This is a genomic window from Rhodococcus sp. 05-340-2 (genome assembly GCF_002258915.1).
Classification (GTDB): domain Bacteria; phylum Actinomycetota; class Actinomycetes; order Mycobacteriales; family Mycobacteriaceae; genus Rhodococcoides.
This window is the reverse complement of record NZ_NOYU01000010.1, coordinates 98,496-114,128: the sequence shown is the minus strand read 5'-3', so window position 1 is coordinate 114,128 and position 15,633 is coordinate 98,496. Positions and strand designations below refer to the sequence as shown.

Genomic DNA, 15,633 nt, shown 5'->3' with positions numbered 1-15,633 from the left:
CAGCTTCCGAATCGACACCACGGTCGCCCCATCGATGATTCGGTGGGGCGATCTTCGTTGTCCGACGACGTCCGCAGTTAGCACCTCTAATTTGCTTCTCTCACAACACTTCTCGAGATCGACCGAAAACAAGCGCTGGTCCGCGGACAGGTGTATCAATAGAGCACCATCGCACTCCTGTGCAATGTGACCGTAGTAGAAGCCAGGGACGGGGGTCCCATGGAGTGCAGCGCTGCCCTGACCGAGACGAGCGCCGAACACGACGAGCCGACCGACGATCGACTGCTGTGGGCCACTGCAGGCGATCTGTTCGGGGACTGGAGTGACCGAGGCGATGCCGCCCGGTTCGAGCAGTTGGTTCGACTCCTCACGCCGGTCCTCTGGCAGGTCGTCCGAGCAGCAGGAACCGACGAAGAACAAGCACGGGACGTCCTGCAGACGGTCTGGCTGACCCTCGTCCGTTGTCCCGATTCGGTGCGTGACAACAGAGCCGTCGGCCACTGGCTCGTGGTCTCCGCGCGTCGCGAATCGTGGCGTGTGGTGGGCCGCGACAGACGTTCGGTGGCGCTCGACCCGGCCCGAGTGCCCGAGCCCGAACCAGGTTCCTCTGCCGAAATCGAGGCTCTGCAGGTGTCCGATACCCAGGTGCTGTGGCTGGCGGTGAGCAGATTGTCGGCCAGATGCCAACGGCTGGCGCGCGTTGCGGCCAGCCTCGAGCTGACCGACTACAAGTCGCTCGCCGCGGACCTGGGACTCGCGGTCGGCAGTGTCGGTGTGATCCGCCGCCGGTGCCTCGACGCCTTGCGTGCCGACCTCGAACAGCAGGGAGTGACCGGTGTCTGAAGAGAGCAGCCCTCGGTCGGCCGACTCGGCAATTCTCGAACGGCTGGGCCGAATGTGGCAGGAGGCCGATCCCCCACCGCCGGGGCTCGCCGACGATCTGGTGGCGTTCGTCGCGGCGGCCGGTGTGGAGTCCGAATGGGCGGAGATGCACCTGGTGATGTCCGACGACCTTGCCGGGGTCCGAGCAGCCTCGGACGCCAAGACCCTCGAGTTCGAACTGGGGGCCATCGCACTGCTGGTGCGGGTCGCCCCGGAGTCGTCCACGACCGGACGAATCGACGGCTGGCTGACGATCGAGGACGCCGATATCCCCACGGGTACGTTCGTCACCCTCGTCGCCGACGACGGTGACCGCACGACGCACGTCGACGACGCCGGCCGATTCGAGTTCTCCGGCATCCGCGAAAGCCCTTGGCGGCTTCGGTTTTCGTTCTCCGACAGCACCCAGCTGATCCAGACCCCTCATCGACAGTGGTAGGAAGGCCGACGACAATGACGAATGACGAGCCGGTGGAGAGCTGGAAGCGGATTCCTCGGGTGGCGGTCGGCATGCCGGGCAACCCGGATGACATCGGTTCCCAGAGCCCGACGCTGTACGTGCGCGACACCGTTCTGGTGTCGTACAGTTCCACCGAAAACCGCGATCCCACAGACGTTCTCGCCGAGGTGGCCGGACATTTCGGCTGGCTGCTCGACAGAGGCTCGCGTGACGATCGGCTGCCGATCTCGGTTCGCTACCCGGATGTCAACGACGAGGACGCCGAGTCCGAGCGGATCGTCGAACGCGTCTTTCTCGTGGCCACCGGGGATTCGGTGGCACCGACCGTCGACGCTGCGGCATTCGTCCGCACGTTCCGAGCCACCCGATCCGACGACGCCCCGGTCGACGTGCAGCTCGAACATGTTCTCGCGATCGGAACTTCGCTGGCCCCGTTCATGTCTCCGTTCATGAGCCCGTTCATGAGCCCCTTCATGTCACCGTTCATGTCTCCCTTCATGTCCGGCGGCTCCCCCGCCGGAATCTACGCGGTCCCCGGAGCCGGCGGCCGGATGCCCGTCGCCTACGTCGGCCCGGCACCGGTGCGACATCCGGACGATCGAATCGACGGTCGACGAGTCCGCGTCGCGATACTCGACACCGGCTGCGGTGCCCACGATTGGCTCGGTTTCGTCGCCAAGGGTGTCGATCAGAACCCCACCATCGGAATCGACGATCCCGCCACCGACCCGGAGGTCCACCCGGATCTGTTGGGTCCGTTGGACGGGCAGATGGATCCGGTCGTCGGTCACGGCACGTTCATCACCGGACTCGTCCATCAGGAGGCACCGGACGCGGACATCCTCACCGCCAGGGTGCTCCACGCGGACGGAATCGTCTACGAGGCAGATGTTCTCGCTGCTCTGAGCGCATTGCTCGAGTACGTTCGAGCAGACGAGGCCAACCACGTCGACGTACTCAATCTGTCGCTCGGCTTCTATCACGAGGAGGAGCCCGGCTTCACGTCCTCGATCCGCGACGTCCTTGCCGCGCTTCGTCGAACAGGTGTCGTCGTGGTGGCCTCGGCCGGAAACGACGCAACGAACAGGCCCTGCTACCCCGCGGCGTTCTCCCTCGATCCGGACGAACAATCGTGGGCCCCGATGATCTCGGTGGGCGCGCAGAACCCCAACGGCACCCAAGCGCTGTTCAGCAACACCGGTCACTGGGTGAACACATGGGTCTGCGGTGCCGCAGTGGTCAGCACGATGCCGGAGTTCGACGCCGGAGCAACACCGTTGGCACGACGGCAGGCACGCGAAACGTTGGACCCCGACGACTTCCTCGGCGGATTCGGCGTGTGGAGTGGCACGTCCTTCGCGGCCCCGATCGTCGCCGGTCGAATCGCCGAGGCGCTCATCGAATCCGTCTCCCTGCGCACCGGCGACGACCGCATCGCCGCCGCCCGCGACGCGGTCGACCGCGTCCGAGCAGCGATCACCGCCGAGAACGATGCGCTCCACGCCAAATCGATCCGATCGAGACGAAACACCCCACGGTGAACTCTCCACGAGAGTTGGTGGAGCGAGCCCAGTCGCTCATCAGCGCCGGACGCCACGACGAGGCCCGGCAGGTACTGGCGCAGGCTCGCGAGCACCTTCCCGACGGTCGGATGCGAGCCGAGGTCGTGTCGGCCACCGCGTGGGTGATGAGCGAAACGGGTGATCTGACAGGCGGGTTCGACATCTGCCGATCCGCACTGCGCGACGACGAAACAGACGTCGTCCGACTCGGCCCGATCGGCAGGGCGATCCTGCTCGGTCGCCTCGGGGCACTCGAGGTTCGGGCAGGCAACGACGACGCAGCCCTGCCGCTCTTCGGTACTGCCGCCGAAGCATTGGTCGATCACCCCGCAGCCTGCGGCCGAGTGCTGATCAACCGCGGCTACCTGCACCTTCGACGGCGACAGTTGCCCGAAGCTGCCGTCGACCTCGATGCAGCGATGGAGTTGTTCGCTCGTGTCGGAGATGTCGTCGAGCAAGCGAAGGTGGCACACAATCGCGGCTACGTCGATCTACTGGCCGGAGACCTCGCGGGTGCGCTCGATCGAATGAACACGGCCCGGGAGACGTTGCGCCATCTCTCGTCCGCGCACAGGGCAATCTGCGACCTGGACCGCGCCGAGGTTCTCGAGGCCGCAGGAATGATCGGCGACGCGGTCGACACTCTGGAACAAGTACTGAAACTGGTCGAGGATTCCACACAGTGGCACACCCGCGCCGAGGCGGAACTGCTGCTCGCTCGCATTCTCGCCGACGAGGACTTCGACCGCGCCGCGTCTCTCGCAGCCGCAGCAGCACAACACTTTCGCGAACACGGAAGTGACGGCTCGGCCGTCCGAGCAGATGCCGTTGCCGCTCTAATTCGGCTGCACGGTGATCTCCCGAACGGCGTTCCCGCCAGTACCCTCGAACTGCTGGATCGCCTCGACGCGCGCCACTTGACTGCGCACTCGACCGAACTGAAACTGCATGTAGCACTGAGCTTTCTGGACTCCGACGTCGACCGGGCCGAACGGTACACCGCAGACATCGAAGTTCGCACCGATGCGCCGGTGTCGACCCGCCTACTCGCTGCCCGTGTTCGGTCGGCACTCGAACGCACCCGCGGACGACCCGCCGACGCCCTGACCCATGCGGCACAGGCGATGGACGAATTCGTCGAATGGCAAACGCACTTCGGCAATCTCGGAATGCAGGTGGCAACCCAGCGAGTGGCCACCGACGTAGTCCTTCAGGGGCTCAACGCGGCGTGGGAGACGCAGGATCCGGAGCGAATATTCGACTGGTCCGAACGAGCCCGCGGTGCAGCAGCCGCCTGGAATCCCGTGCGAGCGCCCCGCGACGACGAGATGGTCGGCGCACTTGCCGAAATCCGTTCGCTCCGTGACTCCGACGACGCCGAGGCCCACCGGCGTCGCGTCGAACTCCGCGAACAGGTGCGAGATCTCGGCTGGCGTGGATCGTCGTCCTCGGCGACCTCCCTGTCGCGGCCCGGTGTCGTCGATGCCCAGCGGGCACTGACGGAATCGGACGCGGCGCTGATCACGTATTCGTGGCTCGGCGACAGGGTGGTCGCCATGGTGGTGTCCGCGGGCACCCCGGCCACGTTCGACCTCGGACCGTGGACCGACATCGCCCGGGAACTGTCCGGTCTCCCAGCAGATCTCGACGTGGCCGCCGCGCGTCGGGGCTCTCGCCTGCGCACGTCCGTCGAGAGGTCACTGACCAGGCGGCTGACTGCTCTCGATCGACTGTTGGTCGTGCCGGTCCTGGCCGATTCGATGCCTCGCCGAATCCTGTTGACGGTGCCCGGTGTGCTCGGCGGTATTCCGTGGGGCCTACTCCCCGGCCTCGCGGCTCGTTCTCTGTCGGTTGCGGTGTCGGTGCAATGGTGGATCGGTAGTTCGTCCGAGACCGGCACACGGGCACCGGTAGGCGTGGTGTGCGGGCCGGGCACAGAACACGGCGAACGGGAGGCCAGAGACGTTGCGCAGGCCTGGGAGGGTCGGTCACGGATCGTCACCGGCGCCGATGCCACCACCGTTGCTGCGGCCGATCTCGCCGAAGCGTCGAACATCCTCCACGTCAGCGCACACGGGGGCTATTCGCGCGAACATCCACTGTTCTCGTCGATCGCCCTGACCGACGGCCCGTGGTTCGGCCACGACGTCACTCAGCTCGCGTCGGTGCCGTCGCTCGTGGTTGTCTCCGCCTGCGAAATGGGTCGTGCGGCCGGTGAATTCGATGCGCTCGGCATGGCGCGTGCCTGGCTGCACGCCGGTGCACGATGCGTTGTCGCTGCTCCCGCGAACATCGACGACGAACGTGCCGCTGAATTCTTCCCATCCCTGCACCGAAGAATAGCGGGCGGCGAGACCCCAGGCGATGCGCTGGCCACGCTGCGCGGTTGTGCTCCGGAATCTCCGGACCTGGGTGTCGCCGCACTGTGTTACGGAAATGCCTGGTGAACAACATCATCGAGTGATGTATCAGCGACGTGGTCCGGCGCTCCTGATGGTCGTACACACCCGAACGCCCATCACCGAGGAGTGGATATGTCCACCACACTGACAGACCCGTTCACGGAGGAGCGGCTGATAATCCTCCGCGCTCCAGCGCGACCGGCCATGCGAGATCTCGACGCCGGTCCGGTTGCGATGTCGGCAGAAGCAACCGCAGGCATCACGATCGACATCGACAGCAAGGTCAGCAAGTCGACGATGCGCACGATCGCGAACGACCCCACCGTCGTCGGCTTCTGCCCGTCGCTGCCGATGACACTGATAGAGCCCGTGCCGACGCCACGACTCCACCGATCAGGTGTCGCCGCCACGACGTGGGGTGTCGACGCGGTCGGAGCAACGACCTCGCCGTACACAGGGTCCGGGATCACCGTCGCCGTACTCGACACCGGCATCGACTCGACTCATCGGGCCTTCTCCGGCGTAGAGCTGATCACCCGGGACTTCACCGGGGACGGCAGCGTCATCGACAAGCATGGGCACGGAACACACTGCGCTGGAACGATCTTCGGACGTGATCTGAACTCGAAGCGCATCGGTGTTGCCAGCGGTGTGAACCGCGCGCTGATCGGCAAAGTACTCGGAGCCGACGGCGGTGGCACCGACATCCTCACCCAAGCCATGATCTGGGCCCGCGACAACGGAGCACACGTCATCTCCATGTCACTCGGCATCGACTTCCCCGGCTACGTGAACTACCTGATTCAACAGCGCGGCTACCGCACCGACGTCGCCACATCGGTAGGCCTGCAGGCCTATACCGCCAACGTCAGACTCTTCGAGAAGCTCTCCGAGTTCCTCAACGCCGGTCTCGGACAACCACTCGTCGTTGCCGCCACCGGCAACGAAAGCGGTCGGCATGCCAACCCGCCGTACGAAATCAACGTCTCACCACCGGCCGCCGCGGCCGGCATCATCGCCGTCGGCGCACTCGACAGCAGCGCGGACGGATTCGTCGTCGCACCGTTCTCGAACACTCGAGCAACGGTTTCCGCTCCGGGCGTGGGAATCGAGAGTGCTGGGCTCGGCGGCGGCACCACCACCATGAGCGGAACCAGTATGGCCACACCGCACGTCGCGGGCGTGGCGGCTCTCTGGGCCGAAAAGCTCCGAACGCAAGGGCAACTGAGTCCCCTCGTACTCCAGGCCAAGATCATCGGCGACGCCACCTGCGACCCACTCGCGCCGGGCTTCGATCCCCTCGACGTCGGTGCGGGTTTGGTTCAGGCACCGCAGTCCTGACTCGCTCCACCTTCTTTCGATACGCACCCTCACACCCATGCTCGTGTCACACCTTTCGGAGGATCATCATGACCAGTACCATCCGTTCCACTGGATACATGCTCGATCGCAGCGGCATTCCCGACGACGTCCTGGAGCTACTACAGGTACTTCCCGGACAACACCAGGTCGAACTCGACCCTGCCGACGCACCGGCATCAGCCCACTCGTCGTCCACCGAGCCCTACTGCCCCACATGGGCAACGCACGCCGATCCTACTGTCGTGCAGTCGTTCTCCGTGGAAGGAGAGACGTTCCTCGAACCACTGGTGCACGAGGAACCCAACCCTCTTCTCTACCCGATGTGCACGGTCGGGATCGTGTTCACCAGCGCAGGCAAGCGGGGTAGCGGTGTACTCGTGGGGCCGAACTTGCTTCTGACGGCCGGCCACGTCGCACCGTGGGGCGCGAGCTCGTGGAGCATGGAGTTCGTCCCCGCTTTTCGAAACGGCAACCGTCCGTACGGAAGTTCGTACGTCCAGACATACCGTGGCTACAACACGAACGGCAATGTGACCGGGCACGATTACGCGATCTGCAAGTTGTTCAAGCCCCTGGGCTCCGCGCTCGGGTGGATGGGTACTGCGTCGTTCGGCAGCGAAGATCAGTACTACAACAAGCGTTACGTCTCGTCGGGGTATCCGGGCAGCTACGGTCAGCGACCGGCCGTCGAGTTGGACATGGGGATCCGCGACATCGACGACGACAGTCCGGGCCGCGAGCTCGAATTCGCGTTGCGCGCAGACCTCGGACCGGGTTGGTCCGGTGGCCCGCTCTGGCAGCACACCGCCAACCCCTATGCCGTCGGTGTGCTGAGCGGAACGGAGAAGGACGGTCTCGACCCGACGCGACTCGTGTACGCCGCCGGAAGCCCCATGGTCGATCTCGTCAACTACGGCCTGGCGAACTGGCGTCCGTAGCCCACACGTTGACTCGGGTTGCTGGGAGATCCGGTCCGACTGATGCGCCGGCTCGTGATCCAGCACTCGATCAACTCTGATCGGCCTCGCGACAACCTCTTCCAGCCCCGCACCGGTGTTTCGGTGCGGGGCTGGAGTCTTCCTGGATTTCAGGCGATATGAGGGCCGGCGCGGGCGTGGGATTGTCTCGGTTGTCGATACGGGTCGACGGTTGCCGGTGGTACGAACCAGGGGTGGTTGTCGGTACCGATGAACACTTCCCAGTCGGAGTGGTGCATGAGGCGGTGGTGGAATCCGCAGAGCAGAACCAGATTGTTCATGTCGGTGGGGCCGCCGTCGCCCCAGTGCCAGATGTGGTGTCCTTCGGTCCAGGCTGCAGGTTTTCCGCAGCCGGGGAACGCACAACCGTGATCGCGGGCGGTGAGGGCTCTGCGTTGTTTGGCGGTGACGGTGCGGGCGGTGCGGGCGAGGTTCAACGGGTTGCCGTTCTCGTCCATGACGATGGCGGTGAGGACACAATCACACGCCAACTGACGGGAAGTATTGCGGGACAGTGGTCCCATCCACGGCAGCCAGCCGACAGTGGTGCCGTCGCCGAACAGGTCGCGATACGCGCCACGATCCGCGGTGGCGGGTTGGGTCGCGTCGTCGGATTCGGCTGCTGCGCGTGAGGTTTCGTCGTCGGTGATGTCGTCGGTGATGTCGTCGGCGCTGTCGCGGAGGTCGGTGAGATCGCGCAGGCTGATGTGCAGGTTGACGTGCGGGCGTTCACCGCCTTCGATGGGGCGATCACTCGAGGCGAGGTATTGGTCGAGGATGTGTCCGAAGGCGTCGGCTCTGCGTTTGGCGGGGCTGCGATCGTCTCCGGTTTTGGATGTCTGGCTGCCGTCGGCTGCGGGGTGGGGTTCGGTCAACGGCGAGAGTGCGGTGAGCAGCTTTTCGCCGGTGACAGCATCGAAATCACCTTTCAACACCAGCCGCCCGTTCAGGGTTGTGGAGGCGAAGAGTTCGTTGCGGTCGGTGTTCTCGGCGGGTGGTTTCTTGGTGCCGAAGCTGTCTTCGAGTCTGGTGATCGCTGCACGGATCCGGCCGGTACGAGCGTCGGGTCCTGTCGCAGCCTTGATCAGAGCTTTACGTGCGGCATCGCGACCCTCTTCCGGCAGGTTCTCCGGGGGTGTTTCGGCGAAGGTGAGGATCAGGGCGGCGTGGTCGATGGACATGACGCCGGTGTTCACGGCGTCGGCGATGTCGGGAAATGCGGCCATGCCGCGGGCGAGCGCGACGATCTTGGTGGCCTTGGACGGTGAGAGCAGTGTGGTGGAGGTCAGCCAGCCGGCGGGTCCGGGGAAGCCGAGCTTCTCCCGGCTCACGCGGGTGTCGATCTCGGCGACGAGGGCGATACGCCGCGCTTCCAGTAGTTGGATCTGATGGGAGACCGCGGCGGCATCGGCGAGGAGTTCGCTCTCGCTCAGTTGCCAGATCTCCGTGGTCATGCGAGCAAGTGTATCGAACAAATATTCGACTGACAACCATAGTGCAATCGAAAACTATTGCCCTACATAACTATTCGTAGACCAAAACCTGTCGGTGTCTCATGATAGAAGCGTCAACCGCCCACCCTGAATGTCGCCCGGTATGCGCTCGGCGAGACCCCCAACTCCGCGGCAAGCTGGTTTCGCAATGAGGTAGCCGTACCGAAGCCGGTGTCGTGGGCAATGCGTTCGATGGTCAGGTCCGTGTTCTCGAGCAACTCCCTCGCCCGCTGGACGCGCTGCGCCACGATCCAACGAGCCGGAGAGACACCGACTTCGGCGACGAACCTGCGTGAGAACGTCCGCACACTCATCGCCTGGTGCCGGGCCAAAACCTCGACCGACAAAGCCGACCCCAGATTGCGCAGTGCCCACTCCTGCGCATCGGCCGTCGACGTGCTGTGCGTCCGCGGCACCGGAGTGTCGATGTACTGCGCCTGCCCGCCGCTGCGGTGGGGAGGTACGACGGTTCCGCGCGCCACCCGATTGGCCACAGCCGCACCGAAGTCCTGTCGAATCATATGCAGACACAGATCGATTCCCGATGCCTCCCCTGCCGCGGTCAACACGTTGCCGTCCTCGGTGTAGAGCACGTTGGGGTCGAGCAGCACCTGCGGATACAGTTCGGCAAAACGTGCGGCGGACTTCCAGTGCGTGGTGGCCCGTTTGCCGTCGAGCCGACCCGCCGCAGCGAGGACGAAAGCGCCCGTGCAGATGGACGCCAACCTCTGACTCGACACCGCGTCGAACAGGGGCGAGGCGGCGTCGAGGCCGGTCTCGTAGTCGACGTCGGAGGCGGGCACGATGACGGTGTCCGCCTCGGCCACAGCCTCGAGCCCTCGTTCGACGAGTATGCGAACGTCGGAGTCGGTGCGAACCGGGCCGGGTACGTCGGTGCAGGTGATCACCTCGTACAGCGGATCGCCGGAGTCGGAGCGAGCCTGCCCGAACAGGCGATGCACGATGCCCAACTCCATGGCAAGCAGGCCGTCACGGACGTAGACGGCAATGCGGTGCGTCATGGCCGAATTCTTTCACATGTTGTCTTTCACGCCACTGGTTCCGGAATGCGATGTAGCCCAGGATCGAGAGCATGAACATCCTATGGGTCCATGCCCATCCAGACGCCCGCTCCCTCAACGGTTCCCTGCGCGACGCAGCCTTGGAACAACTTCGCGCCGACGGCCATACCGTCGAGCAGTCGGATCTGTATGCGATGCAGTGGAATCCAGTGGTCCGGCCAGAGGACTACGACCACGATCCGACCGAGCGATTCCAGGTGGCCAACGCGTCGAGATCGGCCCTCGCGGCAGGAACCCAGGCCCCGGAGATCGCCGCGGAACAACAGAAGCTGCTGCGGGCCGATGCCGTCGTGCTGCAGTTTCCGCTGTGGTGGTTCTCGATGCCCGCGATCATGAAAGGCTGGGTGGATCGAGTCTTCGTCGAGGGATTCGGATACGGCATCAGGCGTGCAGACGGCCGCACCAGGCGTTACGGCGACGGCGTGCTCGCCGGCAAGCGTGCGATGGTCGTCGTCAGCATGGGCGGCAGCGAACACACGGTGTCAGCACGCGGCATCAACGGCGACCTGCACGAGATGCTGTACCCGATTCAGCACGGCATCCTGTTCTACACCGGCATGTCCGTACTGCCGCCGGTGTTGATCGCCAGCGCCGACCGGATGACCGAAACCGATTACGCTGCAGCAGAATCAGAGCTCCTACAACGCGTCAAGGGCCTGCCCACGGACGCGCCCATCCCCTACCGCACGCAAAACGGCGGCGACTACGACCGGCGATTCGTACTACGCGATGACATCGAACCCGAGGACACCGGCATCCGAGTACACACGATCAGTTGATCAATCGAGGACGCGAGCGAGGAACGCTTCGATGTTGTCTTCGACTGCCGCGGTGCGTGTCTCGACGTCGAAGTCCTCCTTGAACTGTCGGCCCAATGCCGGGGTCTTCTTCTTTCGCGCATACAGCGAGCACGCGAGGTCCGAGCAGATGTAGGTGCCCACAGTATTGCCACGCCTGCCGGATTCCCCGGCCTTCGCGGCGGCCATCAGCGACACTCCACCGTTGGCATGCGTCGTGAGGCAGATGCTGCACATCTGCGCCTTCCTGGGCCCGCCAGCTTTGTAGCGCAACGCGATTCCACACAGGCGATCCCCCGAAGGAGCGACGATATAACTCCTGCCGGCGAGCTTGGGGTCGACCCAACCGAAGAAGTCGAGATCGTCCCACGGCACGTCGTCGATGTTCTCGGGAAGCGAGAGCCGCTTGGCGTCGCCCTTGGACGAATTGACGAACGACGACCTGATGTCGCGTTCGGAGATCGGTTCCATGTCACTGCCTCCAGTGCTGTAAAAGTGTGTCGATTCCGTCGAGGATGCGAGCCCAGGACTGCTGCGAGTCGGGCGCACTGTGACCGAACGAGCCAGACGCATCGAGGCTGGCGTAGCCGTGAAACACACTGCCGAGCAATCGAACTGCATGTACCTGATCCTCTTCACCGAGGTCGTACCCCCGGAGGATCGCTTTCATCATCGCCGAGTGACGCACTCCCGCACTTGCAAGAGCAGTCTCGTGATCGAGCGGAAACTGCGTCGCTGCATAGCGACCGGGGTGTTCGCGCGAATAGTCGAGATACGCGTTGGCGACGGCAACCAGAGCGTCTTTTCCTGCTCGACCCGCCAGTGCCTCGGACACCCGATCGGCCAGTTCCTCCAACGCCAGCAGCGCTATCCCGACGTTCAACTCGTGCGCGTTCTTCAGGTGCGAATACAGGCTTGCCACCTTGACGTCGAAGCGTCTGGCTACCTCACTGGCGGTGACGCGATCGAAGCCGACCTCATCGGCCAGATCCGCTCCCGCCGCCACGATGCGTCGAGCGGTCAATCCTGCACGTGCCATGCCGGCCTCCTCGTTCTTTCGAGGACACCGTAACCAAACCTAAGGGCATTAGGCAAATTGCTATAACAATCAGCGGCCCTGCCACGCCTTCCACAACTGTGCGTATCGTCCACCGGCGGCGACCAGCTGCTCGTGCGGACCCTGTTCCAGAATCCTGCCGTGTTCGAGGACCACCACGCGGTCCGCGGCAGCGGCCTGGGTCAGCCGATGCGCGACGATCAACGTGCTGCGCCCTCTGGTCGCTGCCTCGGCCGCGGCTTCGAGGTCTCGTGCCCCGGAACTGCCGGCTTCTGCAGTGGCCTCGTCCAGCACGGCGACGGCCGGGTCGGCGAGAACCAGTCGCGCCAAGGCCAACTGCTGCGACTGAGCCGCGGTCAACTGATGTCCACCCTCGCCGACGGCAGTGTCGAGGCCGTTGTCCAGCGCCTCGACCCACGCCCATGCTCCGACGGTGCGCAGTGCGGCTTCCACGTCGTCGCGACCGGCATCCGGGGCGGCGAGCAGCACGTCGTCGACCAACCGGCCGGCGAACACGTGGACTTCCTGGCTGACGATCGCGACGTGCCGCCGTAATCCTTCGCTGCCCAGTGCATCCAGTGATGCGCCGCCGACACGAACCGTCCCCGACGTCGACGCCATCGAACCGGCCGCGATGGATGCGATCGTGGATTTGCCTGCGCCGGTGGAACCGACGAGTGCGACGGTCTCGCCGGCGTCGACCCGGAGGTTCACTCCGTGCAGCACCTCGTGGCCGGACTCGTACTCGTGTCGCAGATCGGTGACGTCCAAGGTGGCGTCGGCGGGCGCGGAACCGTCGCCCACGGGTCGCTCGTCGGGAATGTCGATGACACCGACCAGTCGAGCCAACGACGCTCCGGCTGACTGGATGTCGTCGAACGTGAACAGCAGGGTCCCGATCGGATTGAACAGTCGGTGGAACAGCAGTGCTGCGGCCGTCGTCTCGCCGACGGTGACGTAATCGCCGCGCACGAGCAGGAATCCGGCCAACAGGATCACCGACAGTCCGACGCATTCGGCACGATTGTTCCGAGATGCGAATCGAGTGAGCAGGCGGAACACGTCGACACCGATGTCGCGGGCCTTCGCCGACGCCCGATCGATCTCTTTCAGATGCGCCGACTCGAGTCCGTACGCGCGAACGGTTTTCGCGCCCTGCATGCTGCTGACGAAGGACTGCGCACGCTCGCCCATCGCCACGCGTTCGGCCGCGTACTTCGGGGCCGAGCGCGGCAGATACCAGCGCAGAGCGAGGACGTACATCGGCAGCGCGACGAGCCCGGCCAGGCCGAGCCGCCAGTCGATGCCGAGCATCGTGATCATGCTCAGGCATACGAGCAGGAACGCGCCGACGAGCTGCGGGATGACCTCACCGATCGACTTGGCCATCACCGCGACGTCGTCGCCCACCCGGGAGAGCAAGTCTCCCTTGCCTACTCGCTCCAGCGTGGCCACCGGCAGATGCAGCGCGCGGCGCACGACCGCCTCACGCAGCGACGCCAGAATGCCCTCACCGAGACTGCTGATGAGATAGCCGCTGAACCCGGTGACGATGCCGCCGACAACCGCGGCCACCGAGATGACGACGACCACCCCGATGATCGCCGACGAGTCGGCTCCGTCGCGGACTCGGTCGACCAGAACACCGAGCACGTAGACGGGCACCAACGACATCGCCGCCGCAATTGCGCCGAGGAGCAGCGTGACCGCCGTACGCGCCCGTCGTAGCTTCAGCTGTTCGAGCAGCCACTTCCCGGAGCGGGCTCCGGTGGCGATCGGAAGGAGTTCGGGGGTGGTCATCGCAGCACCGCGTCCTTGTACTGCGCGTCCGAGGACGCGAGATCGTGGTGCGTTCCCTCGGCGACGACGCGACCGTCGTCGACGACGAGAACGCGATGGGTCACCGACAGCAGCGCGGGGCTGGTGGTGATGAGGATCGTTGTCTGCGATGTCCTTTCGGTGTGCCGGAGTTCGGCGATGCCGCGAGCGATGGCGTGCTCGGTGACCGCGTCGACAGCGGTGGTGGGGTCGTGCAGTACCAGGACCGGGGCGTCGACCGACAGTGCTCGCGCCAACGCCACTCGCTGGCGTTGGCCGCCGGACAGGCTGGCTCCGCGGTCGGTGACGGCGTGATCGAGACCGGCATCGTGCAATTCGACGACGTCGGTGGCCGCGGATGCCTGGAGAACTCGGTCGAGTTCGGCGTCGGGCCGCTCCCGCCCGGCGGTGACGTTGCTGCGGACGGTGCCCGCGAACAGGTCGGTGATGTGGGGCTCGACGAGCACCGTCTCGCGGGCGCGTCGAAGATCGATCTCTCCCGCCGCAATGCCGCCGATGCGAACAGATCCGGTGTAGTCGGCGTCGGAGATCTGCCCGGACAGCAGCGTGGCCAGCGCTTCCCCGTCCTGGGGCCGGTAGGCGACCACGCCGAGCATCTCGCCCGGTTCTGCACGGAAGGTGAGTCCGTCGAGGGAACGGAACCGGACGTTGTCGACACCGAGATCGGCCCCTACGGGCACCGCGGATTCCGACTGCGGCAGAACGTGTTCCGCACCGAGCACGAGGGCGAGCCTGTCGGCCGATCCGCGCACCATCGCAACGACGCCGGGGATCCTCGCCAATCCGGTCAGGGGTTCGATGACGAACTGCGCGAGGCCGATGACCGTGATCAACTCACCGACCGAAATGCGGCCCTGCAGCGCGAACCAACCGGCGGTACCGGCGATCCCGACGGCCAGCAGCGCGTTGACCGTCGCCGACAAGCCCTGGTAGACGTTGTTCGCGCGAGCCAACTTCAGAGTCGCAGCCAACGCTGTTCGACTCGACGTCACGAATCGTTGCGTCGCGGCATTCTCGGCACCGATTCCGCGCAGCGGCCGCACTCCGCTGACCAGATCGGTGGCCATACCCGACACACCGGCCACCTCGGCCTGCTGTGCGGTGGCAGCACGGGTGAGCAACGGAGCGAGACGTTGCAGCGCGATCAGGATGACCGGCGTCCCGATGACGACCGCAAGGCCCAGAGGAATATCGATGATCAGCAACGCCACCGCCGAGGCGACGACCGCCACGGCCGACGCGAAGACCCGGGCGATCAGATCGAGAATCCAGGACTCCTTCTCGGCGTCGGACGTCGAGACCGTCAGCAACTCTCCCGCCGACAGCTCGGTACGCACACCCCGCGGATCGAGGACGCGGCCGGCGACCTCGACGCGCACCAGATGCGCCTCCCGCTCGATGGCGACCACGATGATGCGGGCACCGACCCGCCACGCGTACGACAGGGTGACGAACAAGGCCGCCAGACCGACCAACGACAGAATCATCGCGGTCACATCACCGGTGTCGATGGCCCGCGAGACGATCAGTCCGATGGCCACCGGGACCATCGTTTCGCACAGTTGATGCACCCCGAACAGCAGCGACGAGACGATCAGGCGGGTGCGATGCCGTCGTACGGTGCGGCGGAGAATCGCGGAGCCGGTGGCCGGAGAAGGCACCTCCACCACTGTCCGAGCATGGCGGAGCGGCACAGAATCGGTCATTTGCTGCAGCCTAT

13 protein-coding genes are annotated in these 15,633 nt (G+C 65.2%); 7 read left to right on the top strand and 6 right to left on the bottom strand.

The features are described 5' to 3' along the window. Positions 1–186: 186 nt before the first annotated feature. The 6 genes from CH271_RS04820 to CH271_RS04795 all read left to right on the top strand — a co-directional run bounded on the left by CH271_RS04820 (position 187) and on the right by CH271_RS04795 (position 7,606). The gene (locus CH271_RS04820; RefSeq protein WP_143546007.1) at positions 187–843 is read left to right on the top strand and encodes an RNA polymerase sigma factor; all 657 of its coding nucleotides are present in this window, start codon (positions 187–189) and stop codon (positions 841–843) included. Next, positions 836–1,321, top strand: a complete 486-nt coding sequence (locus CH271_RS04815) for a hypothetical protein (protein ID WP_094632855.1) — start codon at positions 836–838, stop codon at positions 1,319–1,321. Before CH271_RS04820 ends, CH271_RS04815 begins: the two co-directional genes overlap by 8 nt. A 14-nt stretch (positions 1,322–1,335) precedes the next feature. Beyond that, positions 1,336–2,883, top strand: coding sequence for a S8 family peptidase (locus CH271_RS04810; RefSeq protein ID WP_094632854.1), 1,548 nt, complete (start codon positions 1,336–1,338; stop codon positions 2,881–2,883). Then, positions 2,880–5,351, top strand: a complete 2,472-nt coding sequence (locus CH271_RS04805; protein ID WP_094632853.1) for a CHAT domain-containing protein — start codon at positions 2,880–2,882, stop codon at positions 5,349–5,351. Before CH271_RS04810 ends, CH271_RS04805 begins: the two co-directional genes overlap by 4 nt. An 87-nt stretch (positions 5,352–5,438) precedes the next feature. After that, positions 5,439–6,647 (top strand): S8 family peptidase, encoded by a 1,209-nt coding sequence (locus CH271_RS04800; RefSeq protein WP_094632852.1) that lies wholly within the window; start codon positions 5,439–5,441, stop codon positions 6,645–6,647. 68 nt (positions 6,648–6,715) lie between these two features. After that, entirely contained in the window at positions 6,716–7,606 is an 891-nt protein-coding gene (locus tag CH271_RS04795) for a trypsin-like serine peptidase (RefSeq protein ID WP_052047964.1), read from the top strand. A gap of 149 nt (positions 7,607–7,755) precedes the next feature. Here CH271_RS04795 and CH271_RS04790 read toward each other — a convergent pair whose 3' ends face one another. Beyond that, positions 7,756–9,099: an HNH endonuclease signature motif containing protein gene (locus CH271_RS04790; protein WP_094632851.1), complete on the bottom strand. Its 1,344-nt coding sequence runs from the start codon at positions 9,097–9,099 to the stop codon at positions 7,756–7,758. A gap of 113 nt (positions 9,100–9,212) precedes the next feature. Then, positions 9,213–10,160 (bottom strand): GlxA family transcriptional regulator, encoded by a 948-nt coding sequence (locus CH271_RS04785; RefSeq protein ID WP_179274816.1) that lies wholly within the window; start codon positions 10,158–10,160, stop codon positions 9,213–9,215. A 71-nt stretch (positions 10,161–10,231) separates the two neighbouring features. Between CH271_RS04785 and CH271_RS04780 the strand changes: the two genes are divergently transcribed. Beyond that, the gene (locus tag CH271_RS04780) at positions 10,232–10,999 is read left to right on the top strand and encodes an NAD(P)H-dependent oxidoreductase (RefSeq protein ID WP_094632850.1); all 768 of its coding nucleotides are present in this window, start codon (positions 10,232–10,234) and stop codon (positions 10,997–10,999) included. On the opposite strand, the gene CH271_RS04775 is transcribed toward CH271_RS04780, so the two are convergent. From CH271_RS04775 to CH271_RS04760, 4 genes are all read right to left on the bottom strand, one after another. Continuing rightward, positions 11,000–11,488 (bottom strand): FBP domain-containing protein, encoded by a 489-nt coding sequence (locus CH271_RS04775; protein WP_094632849.1) that lies wholly within the window; start codon positions 11,486–11,488, stop codon positions 11,000–11,002. A gap of 1 nt (position 11,489) precedes the next feature. Beyond that, positions 11,490–12,056: a TetR/AcrR family transcriptional regulator gene (locus CH271_RS04770; RefSeq protein WP_094632848.1), complete on the bottom strand. Its 567-nt coding sequence runs from the start codon at positions 12,054–12,056 to the stop codon at positions 11,490–11,492. A gap of 69 nt (positions 12,057–12,125) precedes the next feature. Further along, on the bottom strand, positions 12,126–13,874 hold the full coding sequence (locus CH271_RS04765) for an ABC transporter ATP-binding protein (RefSeq protein ID WP_094632847.1): 1,749 nt from the start codon (positions 13,872–13,874) through the stop codon (positions 12,126–12,128). Further along, positions 13,871–15,619 carry an ABC transporter ATP-binding protein gene (locus CH271_RS04760; RefSeq protein ID WP_176460624.1) on the bottom strand — a complete coding sequence of 583 codons (1,749 nt, stop codon included), beginning with the start codon at positions 15,617–15,619 and terminating at the stop codon, positions 13,871–13,873. The genes CH271_RS04765 and CH271_RS04760 overlap by 4 nt, the downstream gene beginning before the upstream one ends. Positions 15,620–15,633 lie beyond the last annotated feature (14 nt).

Bases quoted from the DNA above. Each gene is read 5' to 3' on its own strand.
- CH271_RS04760 (WP_176460624.1), bottom strand. From the start codon at position 15,619: ATGACCGATTCTGTGCCGCTCCGCCATGCTCGGACAGTGGTGGAGGTG.
- CH271_RS04775 (WP_094632849.1), bottom strand. From the start codon at position 11,488: ATGGAACCGATCTCCGAACGCGACATCAGGTCGTCGTTCGTCAATTCG.
- CH271_RS04765 (WP_094632847.1), bottom strand. From the start codon at position 13,874: ATGACCACCCCCGAACTCCTTCCGATCGCCACCGGAGCCCGCTCCGGG.
- CH271_RS04795 (WP_052047964.1), top strand. From the start codon at position 6,716: ATGACCAGTACCATCCGTTCCACTGGATACATGCTCGATCGCAGCGGC.
- CH271_RS04800 (WP_094632852.1), top strand. From the start codon at position 5,439: ATGTCCACCACACTGACAGACCCGTTCACGGAGGAGCGGCTGATAATC.
- CH271_RS04790 (WP_094632851.1), bottom strand. From the start codon at position 9,099: ATGACCACGGAGATCTGGCAACTGAGCGAGAGCGAACTCCTCGCCGAT.
- CH271_RS04780 (WP_094632850.1), top strand. From the start codon at position 10,232: ATGAACATCCTATGGGTCCATGCCCATCCAGACGCCCGCTCCCTCAAC.
- CH271_RS04770 (WP_094632848.1), bottom strand. From the start codon at position 12,056: ATGGCACGTGCAGGATTGACCGCTCGACGCATCGTGGCGGCGGGAGCG.
- CH271_RS04785 (WP_179274816.1), bottom strand. From the start codon at position 10,160: ATGACGCACCGCATTGCCGTCTACGTCCGTGACGGCCTGCTTGCCATG.
- CH271_RS04810 (WP_094632854.1), top strand. From the start codon at position 1,336: ATGACGAATGACGAGCCGGTGGAGAGCTGGAAGCGGATTCCTCGGGTG.